Source organism: Methylobacterium longum (genome assembly GCF_022179385.1).
GTDB lineage: Bacteria > Pseudomonadota > Alphaproteobacteria > Rhizobiales > Beijerinckiaceae > Methylobacterium > Methylobacterium longum.
The window spans coordinates 124,238-143,426 of record NZ_BPQS01000001.1 but is presented as its reverse complement, the minus strand read 5'-3'; the positions used below and the strand labels follow the sequence as shown (position 1 = coordinate 143,426).

The 19,189-nt window shown below is 71.5% G+C and carries 13 protein-coding genes and 1 tRNA gene; 5 read left to right on the top strand and 9 right to left on the bottom strand.

Features of this window, described 5'->3' with window-relative positions:
- Positions 1-94 precede the first annotated feature (94 nt).
- From MFF58_RS00635 to MFF58_RS00625, 3 genes are read right to left on the bottom strand one after another with little or no spacing between them, the layout of a single operon-like run.
- The gene (locus MFF58_RS00635; protein WP_238284633.1) at positions 95-2,479 is read right to left on the bottom strand and encodes a xanthine dehydrogenase family protein molybdopterin-binding subunit; all 2,385 of its coding nucleotides are present in this window, start codon (positions 2,477-2,479) and stop codon (positions 95-97) included.
- On the bottom strand, positions 2,476-3,003 hold the full coding sequence (locus MFF58_RS00630) for a (2Fe-2S)-binding protein (RefSeq protein WP_238284632.1): 528 nt from the start codon (positions 3,001-3,003) through the stop codon (positions 2,476-2,478). Before MFF58_RS00630 ends, MFF58_RS00635 begins: the two co-directional genes overlap by 4 nt.
- Complete coding sequence (locus tag MFF58_RS00625; RefSeq protein WP_238284631.1) at positions 2,993-3,865, bottom strand: FAD binding domain-containing protein; 873 nt, start codon at positions 3,863-3,865, stop codon at positions 2,993-2,995. Before MFF58_RS00625 ends, MFF58_RS00630 begins: the two co-directional genes overlap by 11 nt.
- 95 nt (positions 3,866-3,960) lie before the next feature.
- Between MFF58_RS00625 and MFF58_RS00620 the strand changes: the two genes are divergently transcribed.
- Positions 3,961-4,653: a TetR/AcrR family transcriptional regulator gene (locus MFF58_RS00620; protein ID WP_238284630.1), complete on the top strand. Its 693-nt coding sequence runs from the start codon at positions 3,961-3,963 to the stop codon at positions 4,651-4,653.
- A gap of 118 nt (positions 4,654-4,771) precedes the next feature.
- The gene (locus MFF58_RS00615) at positions 4,772-5,206 is read left to right on the top strand and encodes a cupin domain-containing protein (RefSeq protein ID WP_238284629.1); all 435 of its coding nucleotides are present in this window, start codon (positions 4,772-4,774) and stop codon (positions 5,204-5,206) included.
- 145 nt (positions 5,207-5,351) lie between these two features.
- On the opposite strand, the gene MFF58_RS00610 is transcribed toward MFF58_RS00615, so the two are convergent.
- The 5 genes from MFF58_RS00610 to MFF58_RS00590 all read right to left on the bottom strand — a co-directional run bounded on the left by MFF58_RS00610 (position 5,352) and on the right by MFF58_RS00590 (position 11,332).
- Positions 5,352-6,575: an FAD binding domain-containing protein gene (locus MFF58_RS00610; RefSeq protein WP_238284628.1), complete on the bottom strand. Its 1,224-nt coding sequence runs from the start codon at positions 6,573-6,575 to the stop codon at positions 5,352-5,354.
- Between the two features lie 443 nt (positions 6,576-7,018).
- Positions 7,019-7,093: transfer RNA gene (locus tag MFF58_RS00605), tRNA-Gln, on the bottom strand.
- 96 nt (positions 7,094-7,189) lie between these two features.
- The gene (locus MFF58_RS00600; protein ID WP_238284857.1) at positions 7,190-8,767 is read right to left on the bottom strand and encodes an aldehyde dehydrogenase (NADP(+)); all 1,578 of its coding nucleotides are present in this window, start codon (positions 8,765-8,767) and stop codon (positions 7,190-7,192) included.
- 53 nt (positions 8,768-8,820) lie between these two features.
- Positions 8,821-10,491: a thiamine pyrophosphate-binding protein gene (locus MFF58_RS00595; RefSeq protein WP_238284627.1), complete on the bottom strand. Its 1,671-nt coding sequence runs from the start codon at positions 10,489-10,491 to the stop codon at positions 8,821-8,823.
- 130 nt (positions 10,492-10,621) lie between these two features.
- The gene (locus tag MFF58_RS00590) at positions 10,622-11,332 is read right to left on the bottom strand and encodes a GntR family transcriptional regulator (protein WP_238284626.1); all 711 of its coding nucleotides are present in this window, start codon (positions 11,330-11,332) and stop codon (positions 10,622-10,624) included.
- A 190-nt stretch (positions 11,333-11,522) separates the two neighbouring features.
- Here MFF58_RS00590 and MFF58_RS00585 point away from each other — a divergent pair, with 190 nt between their 5' ends.
- From MFF58_RS00585 to MFF58_RS00575, 3 genes are all read left to right on the top strand, one after another.
- Entirely contained in the window at positions 11,523-12,242 is a 720-nt protein-coding gene (locus MFF58_RS00585) for a ribonuclease activity regulator RraA (RefSeq protein ID WP_238284625.1), read from the top strand.
- Positions 12,243-12,308: 66 nt separating this feature from the next.
- Complete coding sequence (araD, locus tag MFF58_RS00580; protein WP_238284624.1) at positions 12,309-14,039, top strand: L-arabinonate dehydratase; 1,731 nt, start codon at positions 12,309-12,311, stop codon at positions 14,037-14,039.
- 51 nt (positions 14,040-14,090) lie between these two features.
- Positions 14,091-15,095 (top strand): SMP-30/gluconolactonase/LRE family protein, encoded by a 1,005-nt coding sequence (locus MFF58_RS00575; RefSeq protein ID WP_238284623.1) that lies wholly within the window; start codon positions 14,091-14,093, stop codon positions 15,093-15,095.
- Positions 15,096-15,229: 134 nt separating this feature from the next.
- On the opposite strand, the gene metH is transcribed toward MFF58_RS00575, so the two are convergent.
- Entirely contained in the window at positions 15,230-18,982 is a 3,753-nt protein-coding gene (metH, locus tag MFF58_RS00570) for a methionine synthase (RefSeq protein WP_238284622.1), read from the bottom strand.
- Positions 18,983-19,189: the final 207 nt, after the last annotated feature.

Genomic DNA, 19,189 nt, shown 5'->3' with positions numbered 1-19,189 from the left:
GGCCGCGCGATCCCTGGAGGGCTCCTTCGAGGCGGCTCCGCCGCACCTCAGGATGAGGTCGAGGGTGGGACCGGGGAGACGCCCGTGCTCGAGTTCAGATCAGTCCCAGCGCCTCCAGCACCACGTCCGGCGTCACCGGCTGGCGCGAGACCCGCGCGCCGAGGGGCGCGAGGGCGTCGTTGATGGCGTTGACGACCGCCGCCGGCGCGCCGGCCGTGCCGGCCTCGCCCGCGCCCTTGGCGCCGATCTCCGAGGAGGCCGTGGCCGAGACCACGTGGGCGACGTCGATGTCGGGCATCTCGCCGGCCATCGGCACGAGGTAGTCGGCCATCGACCCGTTCAGCAACTGGCCCTCCGCGTCGTAGAGGCAGTGCTCGAACAGGGCGCCGCCGATCCCCTGGACAATGCCGCCGCGGATCTGCTCGTCGACGAGGAGCGGGTTGAGGACGGTGCCGCAATCCTCGACACACCAGTGCTTGAGCAGCCGCACGAAACCCGTCTCGGTGTCGACCTCGACGTAGGAGGCCTGCACGCCGTTGGTGAACGCGAAGGGGTAGTCCTTCGGCACGTAGTGCCGGGTCGCAACGAATTCCGGCTGCACCCCCGGCGGCAGCGTGTCGGGGCGGAAGTAGACGATGCGGCCGAGTTCCGAGAGCGGCATGCGCTCCGTCCCGGTGGCCGCGTCCACCACGGCGCCGTCACGGATATCGAGGCTGCCGGGATCCGCCTGCAGGATCGCGCCCGCCACCGCCAGGACGTTGCCGCGCAGGGCCTTGCCGGCCTGCCACGCCGCCTCGCCGCCGATGCCGGCCCCGCGGGACGCCCAGGTGCCGCCGCCGTAGGGGGTCGTCTGGGTGTCGCCCGAGATCACCCGGACTTGGTCCATCGGCACGCCCGTGGCGGTGGCCACGATCTGCGCGATGATGCCCTCGGTGCCCTGGCCCTGCTCGGTGACGCTGACCGCCGCGACGACGCCGCCCTGGGGATCGAGCCGGATCGTGCAGCCGTCCTGGGCGGAGATGCGCGCGCCGCCGACCCCGTAGAAGGCCGCCGACGGGTTGGTGATCTCGATGAAGGCCGCGAGCCCGATGCCCCGGTGGATTCCCCGCTGGCGCAGGAGCGCCTGCTCTTCCCGCAGGCCGTCGTAGTCCATCATCGCCCTGAGCTTGGCGAGCGCCGCCTGGTGGGACAGCTTCTCCAGCTTGATCCCCGAGACCCCGGCGCACGGATAGGCATCGTCGGGGATGACGTTGCGCACGCGCACCGCGAAGGGGTCGAGGCCGAGCCGGGCGGCGCCGAGATCGATGAGCCCCTCGGCGACCATCGTGGCGATCGGGTGGCCCACCGCCCGGTACTGGCAGGTCGGCGCCTTGTTCTGGAGGACGACCCGGGCGCGGGCGCGGTAATGCTGATGCCGGTAGGGGCCGCCGGTCAGGTTGACGACCTGGTTGGCCTCGACCGCGCTGGTGCGCGGGTAGACCGAGTAGGGCCCGATGCCCGTGAGGTCGTCCATGTCGAGGGCGAGGATGTCGCCCTCGGCCGAGAAGGCCATCCGCGCGGTGACCCGGTGGTCGCGGGCGTGGATGTCGCTCTGGAAGCTCTCCAGCCGGTCGGCGACGAACTTGACCGGGCGCTTCAGCATCAGCGCCAGGGCGCAGGTCGCCATCTCGTCGGGGTAGATGTGGACCTTGATCCCGAAGGAGCCGCCGACATCCTTGCAGATCACCCGCACGGCGCCCTCCGACAGGGCGAGGTGCTTGCACAGGATGTCCTGCATCATGTGCGGCGCCTGGAAGGAGTGGTGGACGGTGAGCATCCCGTCCGCCGCCGCCCAGTCCGCCAGGATCGCCCGCGGCTCCAGGCATACGCCCGTGTGCCGGCCGAACTGGAAGGTCTCCTCGACCACCACGGCCGCGTCGCGGAAGGCCGCGTCGACGTCGCCGACGTCGAGGACGCGCTCGAAGGCGAGGTTGTCGCCCAGTTCGGGGTGGATCGGCGGCGTCGCGGACTCGAGCGCCGTCTCCATGTCGACCACGGCGGGAAGCGGGTCGAACTCGACCATGATCGCCGCCAGCGCGTCCTCGGCCTCGGCCCGGCTGCGGGCGACGACCGCGCAGAACGGCTCGCCGACCCAGGTCACCCGGTCGAGGGCCAGGGCGTGCTGGGGCGCCGAGCGCAGGCCTTTGAAGTGGCCGAGCACGCCGACCCAGGGCGTGCAGACCGCGGCGAGCTCGGGCCCCGTCACCACGGCGATCACGCCGGGCATCGCCTTGGCGTCCGCGGTGTCCAGCGCGACGATGCGGGCGTGGGCGTGGGGGCTGCGCAGGAAGGCGACATGGCCGAGGCGGGCGACGGCCACGTCGTCCACGTAGACGCCTCGGCCCTCGAGAAGGCGCCGGGCGTTCGGCCGCGGGACCGAGCGGCCGATATAGCTGTTCGGCCGGTCGAGGAAGGTGAGGCCGCTTAGGTCCGCGCTCATTCGGCGGCCTCCCGGCGGGAATTCTTCGGTCCATCCCGACGCGCCTCGGCGGTCGCCGCGATGGCGTCGACGATGGCGTGGTAGCCGGTGCAGCGGCAGTAATTGCCCGCGATCGCCGCGCGGATCTCCTCGCGCGAGGTGGCCGCGTCCGCGTCGTTCAGCAGCTCGGTGGCCGTCACCAGCATGCCGGGGGTACAGTAGCCGCATTGCAGGGCGTTGCGCGTATGGAAGGCGTCCTGCAGATCCCGGATGCGGCCGCTCTCGGTCAGGCCCTCCACGGTCTCGACGGTGGCGCCGTCGGCCTGCACGCCGAGCATCAGGCAGGCGCGCACCGCCCGGCCGTCCACCAGGATCGTGCAGGCGCCGCACACGCCGTGCTCGCAGCCGAGATGCACGCCCGTGAGGCCGAAGGATTCGCGCAGCAGGTCGCCAAGATGCATCCGGGCCGGGACGTGCGCCCGCACGGCCTCGCCGTTCAGCGTGAAGGCGACCGCGTGCGCGCGGTCCGGGCTCTCAGGCGCCATGGGAGGTTTCCTCCTTCACGGTGCCGTCGCGCATCCGTCCGGCCACGCGGCCGAGGACGACGCGGGCGAGGTGGAGCCGCGTCGCGGCCCGCGTGGCCGGATCGTCCGGCGGGTCGAGTTCGTCGGCGAGCGCCGCCTGGGCGCCCGTGAGGTCTCCCGCCTCGATGGCCGCGGCCGCGGCGCGGGCCAGGACCGGCCGGTCGGCCACCCCGAAGAAGGCGAGGCGCAGGTCCGACAGGCCGACCGCGGACCGCCGCCCGGTCGCCGCGAGGCCCACGAGGGCGTAGTCGCCGTGGCGGCGGGACAATTCCTCGAAGCCCCAGACCGCGCCGTCGCCCGGTACCGGAAATTCGATCGCCGTGACGATCTCGCCGGGCTCCAGCGCCGTCGTGTAGAGGCCGAGGAAGAAGGCGTCCGCCGCGATGCGCCGCTCGGTCCCGGGGCCGCGCACCACGATCGTGGCGCCGGCGGCGAGGCAGCAGGCGGGCCATTCGGTGGCCGGGTCGGCCAGCGCCACCGAGCCGCCGATCGTGCCGCGGTTGCGGATCGCCGGATGGGCGATGTGCGGCAGCGCGGCGGCGAGCAGCGGCAGGCGTTCGCGGACGAGGGCCGCCGTGCCGACGTCGCGGTGGCGTGTCATGGCGCCGATCCGCACGACGCCCTCGTCCTCCGAGACGCCGGCGAGTTCGGGAATCGCGTTGAGGTCGACGAGCAAACCGGGTGCGGACAGCCGCATGTTGAGGGCCGTGACGAGGCTCTGGCCGCCCGCGAGGGGAACGGCGTCCTCCCCGTGCTCGGCGAGCAGGGCGAGCGCCGCGTCGAGCGAGGCCGGCCGCGCGTAGGCGAAGTCGGGCGCCTTCAAGCCCTGATCCTCCCGATGGGCTTGCCCATGACCGCCCCGATGGGACAGGCTGGAGGCCCTTATTGATCGTTCGCTCAATAGAAGGCGAATCCGTGATGGCGTCAAGGCGGCCGGCGGGCCGGGAAGACAGCGTCCAGACCGGCCGGCGGCTGACCCCGGAGGCCCGCGAGCGCCAGATCGTCGAGGGGGCGGTCGCCTACTTCGCGGAGGTCGGGCTCGACGGGCACACCCGCGAACTCGCGCGCCGGCTCGGCATCACGCAGCCGCTCCTGTTCCGCTATTTCCCGACCAAGGCGTCGCTGATCGAGCGCATCTACGAGGAGGTCTACCTCAGGCGCTGGGATCCCGGCTGGGAGGCGACGGTGCGCGACACCGCCCTCCCCTGCCTCGAACGCTTCCGGCGCTTCGAGATCGACTACCAGCGCCGGATCGACGACTACGCGTGGCTGCGGATCTTCGTCTCGGCGGGTCTCAAGGGCTTCGATCTCCCCAGCCGCTACCTCGGCATGGTCCGCGCGCGCATCTTTGCGCCGCTGCTCGCCGGGATGCGGGCGGAATCCAACCTGCCGGACCCGGAGGCGCAGCCGCTCGCCGCGGACGAGTTCGAGCTCCTGTTCGGCATCCACGGCGCCCTGGTCTATGTCGGCCTGCGCTCGCGGGTCTACGGCATGGACGGCACCGCGGACCGCGACGCGGTCCGGGCCGCGATGCTGGACGCGGCCCTGCCGGGCCTGCTCGCGACCCACCGCCGGGTGGTGATGGCGGCGCCTGCGGCCGCCGGGCCGTAGCGCCGGGCTCCGAATGTTCCGAGAAGCGCGGTGGCGGCGTCGATGCGGCAGCGGAACTGGCCGCTTCGACGATGACTTCCGCGGAAACTGCGCTAGCCTCGCAGGCCGGAGGAACGCCATGACCCAGGGATCACAACCGGCATCGGCGGCGCTGCCGCCGGACTTGGCCCGCGAATTCGCGGCGGCCCGCGGGAACGGCTGCGTCGGCACCCGCCTCCTCTCGGAGGACGCGCGCTGCCGGGTCTGGACCATCGTCCTCGCGCCGGGCGCGCGCATCGGCTTCCACACGCACGTCCTCGACTATTTCTGGACGGCCGTGACCGCGGGGCGCGCCCGCTCGCACTACGGCGACGGACGGATCGCGGAGGTCGATTACCGCGCGGGCGACATCCAGCACCTGTCCTTCGGGCCGGGCGAGTCGATGACCCACGACCTCGCCAATATCGGCGACACGGAGCTGATCTTCACCACCGTCGAGTTCCTGGCGAGCGCGAATCCGCCCCTCGCGCTCCCGGCCGCCATGCGTGCCGGGGCCGAGCGCAGCGCGGCCTGAGACCGGGCTGGGCGCGACCCGAGAAGCACGCCTGAGGGCCGTACCGGCCGCCTTGCGGCACGCTCGGGGGCCGCGACCGGAACGGGGCTGATACCGACCCGCCGCCTCTCGTGTCGCGCCGTGTGCGACGCGATCGGACGTGTCTCTAGACGAGGATTTCGTCCGGCGGGACCGCCGTCCCGGCCATCACCGCCTCGGGACTGCGGAACCGCTCCGTGGCTGCCCGCTCGGCCGCGCCGTGCTGCTGCGCCTGCAGGTACGCGCCGAGTTCCCGTCCCCGCGCCACGACGGCCGCGCCGTAGGCCCTTCGGCGGCCGTCGAAGGCGGCGAGGGCGGCCTCCACGACGCCGCCGGCCGCGTCGAGGGCCTCCGCCAAGGCGGCCGCGTCCTCCATGGCCTTGGTCACGCCCATCCCGACATGGGGGCGGGCCACGAACGCGGCATCGCCGATCAGGGCGACGCCGCGGGCCGGGATCATGGTGGGCGTCTCGATGTCGAGGATCGCCTGCAGGAACGGCTGGCCGGCACGCAGCATGACCTCGGTGAACGGCGGCGCCAGGACCCGCTCCGCGTCCGCGCGCATCGCCGCCAGCACCTCCGCCTTGATCCGGCTCGGCGGGATGGACAGGGCATGGCGGATGCCGCCGGTATCGGTCAGCAGCGCGTTGAGCGCCGTTTCCTGGGTCGGCCTGTACCAGACCGCGTTGAAGCTCCTCCTCGCCGCGTCCCCGTCCTCGAGGCTTGAGACCGGATAGCCGAGGATCTGCTCGCCCGGCGGCAGGCAGAACGCGAAATGGCCGCCGATCGCCGACCGGGTGGTGGGGGAGAGGGCCGCCTCATCCACGACCGCGCGCCATGCCACGTACCCCGCATAGGCCGGCGTCACGGCGGGCAGGAACTGGCTCCGCACCGTCGAGAACTGCCCGTCCGCTCCGACCAGGAGATCGGCCGTGATCCGGTGACCGTCCGCGAAGCCCGCGACGACGTGATCCTCCCGGTGGTCGACCGTGGCCAGCGCCGCGCCGAAGCGGATCCGGTCCGGCGGCAGCGCGTCCAGCAGCAGGCGGTAGAGACGCCCCCAGCCTGCGAGCACCTGCGGCAGCCTGCGCTCCGCGATCACGCGCCCGTCCTGGTCGAGCACCCTGCGGCCCTCCACCGTCACGCCGAGATCACGCGCGGCGGCCGGGCTGCCGCAGCGCTCCAGCACCGACCGGAGACCCGGATGCGTGACGATCCCCGCTCCGCGGCTCGTGAGTGCGCTCGCCGACCGCTCGAAGACCGAGACGGCATGCCCGCTCCGCGCAAGCAGGCAAGCCGCGGTCAGTCCGGCGATCGAACCGCCGATGACCGCTACGTCCAGTCGCTTCATGCAGCCCTCGAACCGGTACGGCACCCCCGACCGCGCACAGAATGGCTGGAACCGACCTCTTTACCAAGTCGGTCGGCCTGCGCCCGTCGGCCCCTCCGCCAGGCCTGCTCCGAAGCGGACCTTCTTCGTCCCGCCGTATCCAGCGGGCTCAAGCCGAGAGCCGTCCGGCCGATCCGGGGTTCGGGCGGACGACGCCGGCCGTCATGGTTGAACGCGGCGCCACCGTCCGGCTCGGCTTGGCGCGCGGGGCTGTCGCCATCCGCCGTGTCGACCGCGCTGGGCGCTTCGATCACAGGTATCCGAACAGGGCAGCTGTCGCGCGTGCTCGCGATCACGTGCGCGTCGCCCTTCGCCCCGCAGACCGGCTCGGTGCACGAACGCGCGGTCCAGTCCCGCGGCGGCTGCGAGCCGCCTGCAACTGGATCGACGACCTCGGGAAGGCTTGGCTGGGGCGCCAGGATTCGAACCTGGGAATGGCGGTACCAAAAACCGCTGCCTTACCACTTGGCGACGCCCCACCGTGGGCCGGGGCTCTCTAGACGCCGGGGGGCGGGCTGGCAAGATGGCCGAGCCGCGAGCGGGGCCGTTTCCGGCGGCCCGCCCGCGTGCCCGCCTCAGCGCGGGTCGAGCGTGCCGTCGATCCGCCGGGGAAGGTTGAGCGGATTGGCTTCCTGCAGCGCCGCCGGCAACAGGGCGTCGGGGACGTCCTGGTAGCTCACCGGCCGCAGGAACCGGTCGATGGCGAGGCTGCCCACCGAGGTCGTGCGCCCGTCCGAGGTGGCCGGGTAGGGGCCGCCGTGGACCATGGCGTGCGCCACCTCGACCCCGGTGCCGAACCCGTCCACCAGGATGCGCCCGACCCGGCGCTCCAGGAGCGGCATGAGATCCCGCGCGGCGGCGTGATCCTCGGGGGCGAGGTGCAGCGACGCCGTGAGCTGACCTTCCAGGTGCTCGAGCACGGCCCGCATCGCGGCAAGGTCGCGGCAGCGGACGACGAGGGCCGAGGCGCCGAACATCTCCTCCTGCAGCACGGGTTCGGCCAGGAACGCGTCCGAATCGGTGGCGAACAGGGCGGCCCGGCCCTGCGCCGCCGCGCCCTCCGGGCCCTCGGCCAGGAGGGTGACGGCGGCGTGGCCCGCCACCCGGGCGACGCCCTCGCGATAGGCGCGCTGGATGCCCGGCGTCAGCATGGTCGCGGCCGGGCTCTCGGTGAGGGCCGCCGTCGCCGCCTTCAGGAAGGCGTCGAGGCCGGGCCCCGGCACCGCCAGGATCAGGCCCGGGTTGGTGCAGAACTGCCCGGCGCCCAGCGTCAGCGAGGCCACGAACGCCGTGCCGATCGCGGCGCCCCGCGCGGCGAGCGCCCCCGGAAACAGCAGGACCGGGTTGATGCTGCTCATCTCGGCGTAGACCGGGATCGGCATCATGCGCCCGGCGGCGATCGCCATGAGGGCCGTTCCGCCCCGGCGCGAGCCGGTGAAGCCCACGGCGGCGATGCGGGGATCGGCCACCAGGGCCTGCCCGATGGACTGGCCGGCATCGAAGAGCAGCGAGAACGTCCCGTCCGGCAGGCCGCAGGACGCGACCGCCTTCTGCACCGCCCGGCCGACGAGTTCGGAGGTGCCGGGATGGGCCGGGTGCGCCTTGACGACCACCGGGCATCCCGCCGCCAGCGCCGAGGCCGTGTCGCCCCCCGCCACCGAGAAGGCGAGCGGGAAGTTCGACGCCCCGAACACCGCCACCGGGCCGACCGCGATGCGCCGCAGGCGCAGGTCGGGCCGCGGCAGCGGCTTGCGGTCCGGCAGGGCCGGGTCGATCCGGGCCTCGACGTAGCCGCCCGCGCGCACCACGCCGGCGAACAGGCGCAACTGGCCGGCGGTCCGGGCGCGCTCGCCCTCGATCCGCGGGCGCGGCAGCCCGGTCTCCGCCATGCAGCGGGTGACCAGATCGTCGCCGATCTCCAGGATGTTCGCGGCGATCGCTTCGAGGAAGCCGGCCCGGGTCTCCGGGTCGGTCTCGCGGTAGGTATCGAACGCACGCTCCGCCAGCGCGCAGGCGCGGTCGAGGTCGGCGAGGCTCGCCCCCGGAAAGTCGGGCTCCAGGGACGCGCCCGTAGCGGCCTCCACGGCCCGGAAGGCCGCCTCGGTGCCGCGCCGCGCCTCGGCGCCGATCAGGTTCTCGCCGCGCAGGGTCATGGGCATGTCCTCATCCTGTGATAGGGGAGCGTCTCGGCGCCCCGCGATGGCGGTCAACCGCGCTGCGCGTCGAGCGCCTTCTCGCGGATCGCCGCGAGGGTCATGGTCGGGGTCAGTGCCTCGGGATCGACCCGGCAATGGATCATCGCGGGCAGGCCCGAGGCGAGGCAGCGCTCGAAGGCGGGGGCGAAATCCCCGGTCCGTTCCACGTGCTCGCCGTGGCCGCCGCAGGCGCGGGCGAGGGCGGCGAAGTCGGGGTTGCGCAACTCCGTCGCCGAGACGCGCCCGGGATACTCGCGCTCCTGGTGCATCCGGATCGTGCCGTACATGCCGTTGTCGAGGACGACCACGACGATGGCGACGCCGTACTGCACCGCGGTGGCGAATTCCTGGACGGTCATCATCACGTCGCCGTCGCCCGCGAGCGCCACGACGATCCGGTGGGGGTGACTGCGCTTGGCCATCACGGCGGCCGGCAGGCCGTAGCCCATGGAGCCCGACGTCGGCGCGAGCTGCGTGCCGAAGGCGCGGAACCGGTAGTAGCGGTGGATCCAGGTGGCGAAGTTGCCGGCGCCGTTGCAGATCACTGCGTCGGACGGGAGCCGCCCGCGCAACCACGTGATGGCTTCGCCGTACTGGAACGCTCCGGGCTTCGGTTCCGGCGTCTCGGACCACGCGCGGTAGGCGGCGTGGGCCTCGGCGGCGCGCCCGCTGCCGGTGGGCGCGAAATCCGGCAGGGCCGCGCAGAAGGTCCCGGGCGTCGCCTCGATCGCCAGCGCCGGCTGGTAGACCCGGCCGAGCTCCGCCGCGTCGGGATGGACGTGGACCAGCGGCAGGCCGGGATTTGGGATGCCGAGCAGGCCGTAGGATTGTGCCGGCATCTCGGAGAGGCGCCCGCCGACCATCAGCAGAAGGTCCGAGTCCTTGATCCGGGCAAGCAGCGCGGGATTGGGACCGATGCCGAGCTCACCGGCGAAGTTCGGATGGTCCGCGGGGAAGAGCTGGGCCCGCCGGAACGAGACCGCCACCGGCACGTCGTGGCGCTCGGACCAAGCCGCCAGCGCGGCGACGGCATCCTGCGTCCAGCGCGCGCCCCCGAGCAGCGCCACCGGCCGCCGCGCCTCCGCCAGCAGCGCCCGGAGGCGCGCCGCGTCCTCCGGCGACGGGGCCGGTGCGGCCGGGACGACGCGCGGCGCGTCCGCCACGGCGGCGACGTCGTCGAGCATGTCCTCGGGCAGCGCCACCACGACGGGGCCCGGGCGACCCTGCATCGCCACCCGGAAGGCCCGGGCCAGGATCTCCGGGATGCGGGCCGCCTCGTCGATCTCCACCGCCCACTTGGCGACGCCGCCGAACATCTGCCGGTAATCGACCTCCTGGAAGGCCTCGCGGTCGCGCATCCGACGGGCGATCTGCCCGACGAACAGGATCATCGGCGTGGAATCCTGGCGGGCGATGTGGACGCCCGCCGAGGCGTTGGTGGCGCCGGGGCCGCGGGTGACGAAGCAGATGCCGGGCCGGCCGGTGAGCTTGCCGGCGGCCTCCGCCATGATGGCGGCTCCGCCCTCCTGGCGGCAGACCAGCACGTCGATGCCGCTGTCGCGCAGGGCGTCGAGCACCGCGAGGTAGCTCTCGCCGGGCACGCAGGTGACGCGCTCCACGCCCTGCGCGAGCAACTGGTCGACGAGCACCTGGGCGCCGGTGCGTGCGGGCGATGCGTTCAAGCCGTTTCTCCCTGGCGTCTGCCGGGCCCGGATCCCATGACGGACCGCTCCGCCGCGATCACGCCCCGCGGCCTGGAATGCGCCTGATATCTCAGACGAGGATAAAGGCGTGCCCTGTGCCGTCAACCTGTCAGACCAGCGGCCGCCGGTCGAGGGCCTTGCGGGTCATCTGGTCGAGAAAGTCGAACAGCGTCCCGATCCCGGTCACCGCCGCCTCCGGATCCCGCGCCGCGATCGCCGCCACGATCCCCAGGTGGATGCGCGCGCAGTCGAGGAAGCTCGCGGTCGGTTCGTAGGTGTACCAGAAGCGGCGGGACTGGGCATGGAGTGCCGCCATGGTGCCGGTCAGGGTCGGGTTGTAGGCGGCCCCCACGAGGGCCTCGTGGAGCGCGCGCTTGAGCCGGAAATACGCCTCGCGGTCCCGGGCGCCGGCCGCCGCGATCAGGCCGGTCGCGCAGGCGTGGAGCGCCGCCACGTCCGTCTCGGAGGCCCGCGCGATCACGCAGCGGGCCACGGTCTCGTCCAGCGGGCGGCGGACCTCGAGGAGTTCGAGGTGCTTGATGATGTCGACGGGGGTGACGAGGACGCCGCGGCGCGGGTGGACCTCGACGAAGCCGATGGCCTTGAGCCGTGCCAGCGCCTCGCGAACCGGCGTGCGCCCGAGGGCCAGTTCCTCGGCGAGTTCCCCCTCCGACACCATCGCGCCCGGGGCGAGCCGACGGCTGATGATCATCTGCTCGATGGCGTCGTAGGCGGTTTCCGCGAGGGAGCGCGGCGGTCGCGGGTTCGGCACGAGGGCGTCGCCGTCCGCTTCAGCCGTGACAGGTCTGGGGCTGGCCAACAGAGTTCTCGCCCGTTTCAGAGATCGATCCGCCGCTCGGTAGGCCGCGTGCATTGGAGTTGACAATGGCTTCGCGCGGCGTGCTATGCAAGTCCTGAGATATCAGTCGGCGCCCAGGGACCAGAGGTCCGTTCGGGCCGGATCCGCGACGCTCCGGTTCCCGGCGACACGACCATCGGGAGGAGACCAGATGCCCGGGCTGTCCCCTGAGACGCGCGCCAAGCTGAAGACCGTCAGCACCGCGACCCTGATGACCGCGCTGTACAAGCGCGGCTTCCGCAACCAGATGATCCAGGGCGTCCTGCCCCTGAGGAAGGGCGGCGGCACGATGGTCGGCGAGGCGTACACCCTGCGCTACATGCCAGCTCGCGAGGACCTCAATCCCATCACCGTGTTCCGCGACCGGGCGCACCCGCAGCGCAAGGCCGTCGAGGAATGCCCGCCGGGCGCCGTGTTCGTGATCGACAGCCGGAAGGACGCACGCGCCGCCTCCGCGGGCTCGATCCTGGCGACGCGGCTGATGGTGCGGGGCTGCGCCGGCCTCGTGACCGACGGCGGATTCCGCGATGCCGACGAGATCGCGGCGCTCGACATGCCGAGCTATCATGCGCGGCCCTCGGCGCCCACGAACCTCACCGTCCATCAGGCGATCGACATCAACGTGCCGATCGGCTGCGGCGACGCCCCGGTCTTCCCCGGCGACGTGATCGTGGGCGACGGCGACGGCGTCGCGGTCATCCCGGCCCACATCGCCGAGGCGGTCGCCGCCGAGGCCGTCGAGATGACGGCGTACGAGGATTTCGTCACCGAGGAGGTCCGCAAGGGCCGCTCGATCCTCGGGCTCTATCCGGCCACCGACGAGCAGAGCCTCGCCGACTTCGCCGCGTGGCGGAAGCGGACCGGCCGCTGAGCCCGGGGCCCGACCAGCACTGCGGCGTTCCCGACGGTCCCTCGCGGCCGAACCTGTGAGTCCCTCATGACCGCGCGCACGAAGACCCTGGGCGAGCTGCGCAGCCAGCGCTGGTTCGGCGCCACCGACCTGCGCAGCTTCGGCCACCGCTCGCGGATGCTCCAGATGGGCTACGAGCGCGCCGACTTCAGCGACAAGCCGGTGGTCGGCATCATCAACACCTGGAGCGACATCAACCCCTGCCATCAGCACTTCCGCGAGCGCGTCGAGCACGTGAAGCGCGGCGTCTGGCAGGCGGGCGGCTTCCCGATCGAGCTGCCGGCGCTGTCGCTGTCGGAGAACTTCGTCAAGCCGACCACGATGCTCTACCGCAACCTCCTCGCCATGGAGGTCGAGGAACTGCTGCGCCAGCACCCGGTCGATGGCGCGGTGCTGATGGGCGGCTGCGACAAGACCACGCCCGGTACCGTGATGGGCGCCATCTCCATGAACCTGCCGATGGTCTTCCTGCCGGCTGGCCCGATGATGCGCGGGCATTCCGGCGGCACGATCCTCGGCTCGGGCTCGGACGTCTGGAAGTACTGGGCCGAGAAGGAGGCCGGCACCATCACCACGCAGGAATGGAACGACATGGAGGCCGGCATCGCCCGCTCGGCCGGCACCTGCATGACCATGGGCACGGCCTCGACCATGACGTCGATCACCGAGGCGATGGGCCTGTGCCTGCCGGGCTCGGCCTCGATCCCGGCGGCGGATGCCGACCATCCCCGCATGGCCAGCGCCTGCGGCCGGCGGATCGTCGCGATGATCTGGGAGGATCTGAAGCCCTCCGACATCCTCGACCGCCGCTCGATCGACAACGCCCTCGTGGTCCACAACGCGCTCGCCGGCTCCACCAACGCGATGATCCACTTGGTCGCCATGGCGGGCCGCGCCGGCCTCCCGGTCAAGCTCACCGAGTTCGACGACTTCGCCCAGAGGGTGCCGGTGATCGCCAACCTCCGGCCCTCGGGCCAGTGGCTGATGGAGGACTTCCACATCGCCGGCGGCATCCGGGCGCTGATGGCGCGGCTCTCCCCCCTCCTCCACCTCGAGGCCCGCTCGGTCACCGGCGGCACGATCGGCGACGGGCTCGCCGGCGTCCGGGTCTACAACGACGACGTGATCCGCCCCCTCGACCAGCCGATCGTGTCGACCGGCGGCACCGCGATCCTGTACGGCAACCTCGCCCCCGACGGCTGCGTGATCAAGCCGCCGGCCGCCGACCCGCGCTTCCTGCAGCACACCGGTCCGGCGCTCGTCTTCGACGATTACGACGCGATGAGCGCGGCGGTGAACGACCTGACCCTCGACGTCACCCCCGACCACGTGATGATCCTGCGCAACGCCGGCCCGATCGGCGGCCCCGGCATGCCGGAATGGGGCATGCTGCCGATCCCGAAGGTGCTCCTCCGCCAGGGCGTGCGCGACATGGTCCGCATCTCGGACGCGCGGATGAGCGGGACGAGCTACGGCGCCTGCATCCTGCACGTGTCGCCGGAATCCGCCGCGGGCGGGCCCCTCGGCGCCGTGCGCACCGGCGATCTGATCACGGTCGACGTGCCGGGACGGCGCATCCACCTGCACCTCGACGATGCCGAGATCGCGGAGCGCGTGAAGACCTTCCGCCCGCCGGACCGGACCTATCCGCGGGGATACAACCGCCTGTTCGCCCAGCACGTGCGGCAGGCGCATGAGGGTTGCGACTTCGACTTCCTCGAGGGCGCGGGCGGCATCCCCGAACCCGAGATCCACTGACAGGCTGGAAACGTCGGCAACGGGCGGCGGGCCAGACCACAGGGAGGTTACATGGTGACGATCGCGCGCAGGGGCTTGCTGGCCGGGGCGGCGGTGCTCGGCGCTGCACGGGCGGCCGGAGCGGGCTGGGAACCGTCGCAGCGGGTGCCGGACCCGGCCGTCGAGATCCTCGATCCGGCCTTCGCCAGGTACCGCCTCGCCTCGGCGACGGTGGAGCGCGTCGCCACGGGCTTCCGCTGGGCCGAGGGGCCGGTCTGGTTCGGCGACATGGGATCACTGCTGTTCAGCGACGTGGTCAACGACCGCATCATGAAGTGGGAGGAGGCCTCCGGCGCGCTCTCAGTGTTCCGCAAGCCGTCGAACTACGCCAACGGCAACACCCGCGACCGGCAGGGCCGGCTGATCACCTGTCAGCACAGGACCCGCAGCGTGACCCGGACCGAGCACGACGGCACCATCACCACGCTGATGGACCGGTTCGACGGCAAGCCGCTGAACTCGCCCAACGACGTGGTCTGCCATTCCGACGGCGCGGTCTGGTTCACCGATCCGGCCTTCGGGCCGAACCCGCACGAGTCGATGGCGGCGCCGGAACTGCCCGGCAACGTCTACCGGATCGATCCGAAGACGGGACAGGCCAGTGTCGTGGTCGAGGGCGTGGCGGGTCCGAATGGGCTGTGCTTCTCGCCGGATGAGTCCAAGCTCTACGTCATCGAGGCGCGGGCGAAGCCCAACCGCCTGATCCGCGTCTACGACGTGGTCGAGAACGGCACCAAGACTGCCAACGGGCGGGTGTTCTACGATGCCGGCACCGGCACGCCGGACGGGTTCCGTGCCGATGTCGACGGCAATCTCTGGTGCGGCTGGGGGATGAGCGAGGCCGAGGACGGGGTCATCGTGCTTTCTCCGCAGGCCAAGCTGATCGGGCGGATCCGCCTGCCGGAGCGCTGCGCCAACCTGTGCTTCGGCGGCCTCAACCGCAACCTGCTGCTGATGACGTCCACGCACTCGGTCTATGCGCTGTACGTGAACACGCGGGGTGCCGGGACCTGCTGAGGCTGGACGGGCGGTTCGGGCCGCCGCGCCGTCCTTGCGAGCGGAGCGAAGCAATCCCGGTAGCGCCACGCTGACTGTTGTCGCGCTGCCGTGGGTCGCTTCGCTGCGCTCGCGATGACGGTGGTGCCCCGCCCCTACTCCGCCGCCTGCGCCAGGTACCGCGCCGGGTCGTAGTTGAGGATCGGCCCGAGCCAGCGCTCGACCTCGCGGACATCCATCCCCTTGCGGGCGGCGTAATCCTCGACCTGATCCCGCTCCACCTTGGCGACGCCGAAATAATGCGCCTCCGGATGGGCGATGTAGATCCCCGACACCGAGGAGCCCGGCCACATGGCGTAGGACTCGGTGAGCTTCACGCCGATCCGGCTCTCGGCCTTGAGCAGGTCGAACAACGTCGTCTTCTCGGTATGGTCGGGCTGGGCCGGGTAGCCCGGGGCCGGGCGGATGCCGGCGTAATCCTCCTTCATCAGGTCTTCGGGTGCGTAGGCCTCGTCGGGGGCGTAGCCCCAGAACTCCTTGCGCACCCGCTCGTGCATCCGCTCCGCGAAGGCCTCGGCGATGCGGTCGGCGAGGGCCTTCACCAGGATCGCCCGGTAATCGTCGTTCGCCCGCTCGAACCGCTCGGCGATCCGCACCTCCTCCAGGCCCGCCGTGACCACGAAGCCGCCGATATAATCGGCGATGCCGGTCTCGGACGGCGCCACGAAGTCCGACAGGCAGGTGTTCGAGCGCCCGTCGCGCTTCGAGAGCTGCTGGCGCAGGCCGTGGAAGGTGGCGAACCGCTCCTGCCGGCTCTCGCCCGTGTAGAGGGCGATGTCGTCGCCCACGCTGTTGGCCGGCCAGAAGCCGATCACCGCCTTCGGGTTGAACCAGCGCTCCGCCACGATCTGCTTCAGCATCTCCTGCGCGTCCTCGTAGAGGGCGCGGGCGGCCGGACCCTGATCGGGATCGTCGAGGATCGCCGGGAAGCGGCCCTTGAACTCGTAGGTCTGCAGGAACGGCGTCCAGTCGATGTAGGGCACGAGATCGGCGACCTCGTAGGAGCCGTAGACCCGGGTGCCGGTGAAGGTCGGCTTGGCCGGCTTGTAGGCCGACCAGTCGACCTTGAAGGCGTTGGTCCGGGCCTTGGCGAGGGGCAGCCGCTGCTTGTCGAGCTCCGAGCGCTTGTGGGCGGCGGCGACCTTGGCGTACTCGGCCCGGACCTTCTCGATCGTGGGCCCACGCGTCTCCTTGGAGATCAGGCTCGAGACCACGCCCACCGCGCGGCTCGCGTCGGTGACGTAGACCGCCTGCCCCTTGGCGTAGGCCGGGTGGATCTTCACCGCCGTGTGGACGCGGCTGGTGGTGGCGCCGCCGATCAGAAGCGGCACGTCGAGGCCCTCGCGCTCCATCTCGCCGGCCACGTGGACCATCTCGTCCAGCGACGGCGTGATCAGGCCCGACAGGCCGACGATGTCGACCTTCTCGGTCTTGGCGGTCTCCAGGATCTTGGCGGCCGGCACCATCACGCCGAGATCGATGATCTCGTAGTTGTTGCAGGCGAGCACGACGCCGACGATGTTCTTGCCGATGTCGTGGACGTCGCCCTTCACGGTGGCCATCAGCACCTTGCCGGCGGCCTGCCGCTTGCCGTCGCCGCCGTTGGCCAGCTTCTCGGCCTCCATGTAGGGCTCGAGATAGGCCACCGCCTGCTTCATCACGCGGGCGGACTTGACCACCTGCGGCAGGAACATCTTGCCCGCGCCGAACAGGTCGCCGACCACGTTCATGCCGGCCATCAGCGGGCCCTCGATGACGTGGAGTGGGCGCTCGACGCCCTGGCGCGCCTCCTCGGCATCGGCCAGGATGTACTCGGTGATGCCGTTGACCAGCGCGTGCTCGATGCGCTTCTCGACCGGGGCCTCGCGCCAGGTCAGGTCGGCGGTTTTGGCCTGGGCCGAGGCGCCGGTCTTGAACCGCTCGGCGGATTCCAGCAGGCGCTCGGTGGAATCGTCGCGGCGGTTGAGGACCACGTCCTCGCACAGCGCGCGCAGCTCCGCCGGGATCTCGTCGTAGACGGCGAGCTGGCCGGCATTGACGATGCCCATGTCCATGCCCGCCTGGATGCAGTGGAACAGGAACACCGCGTGCATCGCCTCGCGCACCGGCTCGTTGCCGCGGAACGCGAAGCTGAGGTTCGAGACGCCCCCCGAGATGTGGGCGTGCGGCAGGGTCTCGCGGATCGTGCGGGTCGCCTCGATGAAGGCGACGCCGTAGCCGTTATGCTCCTCGATGCCGGTGGCAACGGCAAAGATATTCGGGTCGAAGATGATGTCCTCGGGCGGGAAGCCGACCTGCTCGGTCAGGATCCGATAGGCTTTGGTGCAGATCTCGACCTTGCGCTCGTAGGAATCCGCCTGACCCTGCTCGTCGAAGGCCATCACCACCACGGCGGCCCCGTAGGAGCGGCAGATCTTGGCGGCCTCGATGAACTTCTCCTCGCCCTCCTTCATGGAGATCGAGTTCACGATCGGCTTGCCCTGGATGCACTTGAGGCCCGCCTCGATCACCTCGAACTTCGAGGAATCGACCATCACGGGCACCCGGGCGATGTCGGGTTCGGCGGCGACGAGGTTGAGGAACTCGACCATCGCCTTCTGGGAGTCGAGCAGGCCCTCGTCCATGTTGACGTCGATCACCTGGGCACCGGCCGCGACCTGATCGCGGGCGACGTCCAGCGCCGCCGCGTAGTCGCCATTGGTGATGAGCTTGCGGAACTTGGCCGAGCCCGTGACGTTCGTGCGCTCGCCGACGTTCACGAAGGGGATCTCCTTCGTCAGCACGAAGGGCTCCAGGCCGGAGAGCCGCATCAGGCGCGGGATCTCGGGGATCGGCCGCGGCGCTTTGCCGGCGACCGCCGCCGCGATGGCGCGGATGTGGTCGGGCGTCGTGCCGCAGCAGCCGCCGACCATGTTGACGAGGCCGGATTCGGCGAACTCGCCGACCAGCTTGCCCATCGCCTCCGGGCTCTCGTCGTAGAGGCCGAACTCGTTGGGCAGGCCGGCATTCGGGTAGGCACAGACCAGGGTGTCGCAGATCCGCGACAGCTCGGCGATGTGGCCGCGCATCTCGCGGGCGCCGAGCGCGCAGTTGAGGCCGAAGGTCAGCGGATCGGAATGGCGCAGGGAGTGCCAGAAGGCCGCCGGGGTCTGGCCCGACAGGGTGCGGCCCGAGAGATCCGTGATCGTGCCGGAGATCTGGATCGGCAGGCGGATGCCGGTCTCGTCGAAGACCTGCCAGGCCGCGGCCACCGCCGCCTTGGCGTTGAGCGTGTCGAAGATGGTCTCGATCAGGATCAGCTCGGCGCCGCCGTCGATCAGGCCGCGGACCTGCTCGACATAGGCCTCTTTGACCTGGTCGAAGGTGACGGCGCGGAAGCCCGGATTGTTCACGTCCGGCGAGATCGACAGGGTGCGGTTGGTCGGGCCGATGGCGCCGGCCACGAAGCGGCGGCGGCCGTCCGTCTCCTCGGCGCGCTTGGCCGCCTCCCGGGCGAGCCGCGCGCCGGTGGCGTTCAATTCGTGGATGATCGACTCCATGCCGTAATCGGCCTGGGCGATGGTGGTGCCCGAGAAGGTGTTGGTCTCGCAGACGTCTGCGCCGGCCAGGAAGTAGTCGAGGTGGATCTGCCGGATCGCGTCGGGCTGGGTCAGGATCAGGAGGTCGTTGTTGCCCTTCTGATCGTGCCCGTGGTCCCTGAAGCGGTCGCCGCGGAAGTCCTCCTCCGAGTACTTGAGCCGCTGGATCACGGTGCCCATCGCCCCGTCGAGGACGAGGATCTTCTCCGCCGCGCGCTGGCGCAGGGCCTTCGCGATCTCGGGGCCGTCGACGGGGGCAAAATCGGTCATCGTGCGTCCTGTCAGATCACCTCATCCTGAGGTGCCGGAGCGAAGCGGAGGCCTCGAAGGAGCCCTCCTTCGAGGCCGCTCGCGCGGCACCTCAGGATGAAGTGGAGGGTGGGGTCGTCGGTCTCTCGTGCGTGCCCAGGCCGTCGGCTCGGGCACACCGTCGTTGCGAACGCAGCGAAGCAATCCCGTGCGCCGCGTCGGACTGGC

Bases quoted from the DNA above. Each gene is read 5' to 3' on its own strand.
- MFF58_RS00575 (WP_238284623.1), top strand. From the start codon at position 14,091: ATGGTGACGATCGCGCGCAGGGGCTTGCTGGCCGGGGCGGCGGTGCTC.
- MFF58_RS00615 (WP_238284629.1), top strand. From the start codon at position 4,772: ATGACCCAGGGATCACAACCGGCATCGGCGGCGCTGCCGCCGGACTTG.
- MFF58_RS00585 (WP_238284625.1), top strand. From the start codon at position 11,523: ATGCCCGGGCTGTCCCCTGAGACGCGCGCCAAGCTGAAGACCGTCAGC.
- MFF58_RS00630 (WP_238284632.1), bottom strand. From the start codon at position 3,003: ATGGCGCCTGAGAGCCCGGACCGCGCGCACGCGGTCGCCTTCACGCTG.
- MFF58_RS00600 (WP_238284857.1), bottom strand. From the start codon at position 8,767: ATGACCCTGCGCGGCGAGAACCTGATCGGCGCCGAGGCGCGGCGCGGC.
- MFF58_RS00610 (WP_238284628.1), bottom strand. From the start codon at position 6,575: ATGAAGCGACTGGACGTAGCGGTCATCGGCGGTTCGATCGCCGGACTG.
- metH (WP_238284622.1), bottom strand. From the start codon at position 18,982: ATGACCGATTTTGCCCCCGTCGACGGCCCCGAGATCGCGAAGGCCCTG.
- araD (WP_238284624.1), top strand. From the start codon at position 12,309: ATGACCGCGCGCACGAAGACCCTGGGCGAGCTGCGCAGCCAGCGCTGG.
- MFF58_RS00635 (WP_238284633.1), bottom strand. From the start codon at position 2,479: ATGAGCGCGGACCTAAGCGGCCTCACCTTCCTCGACCGGCCGAACAGC.
- MFF58_RS00620 (WP_238284630.1), top strand. From the start codon at position 3,961: ATGGCGTCAAGGCGGCCGGCGGGCCGGGAAGACAGCGTCCAGACCGGC.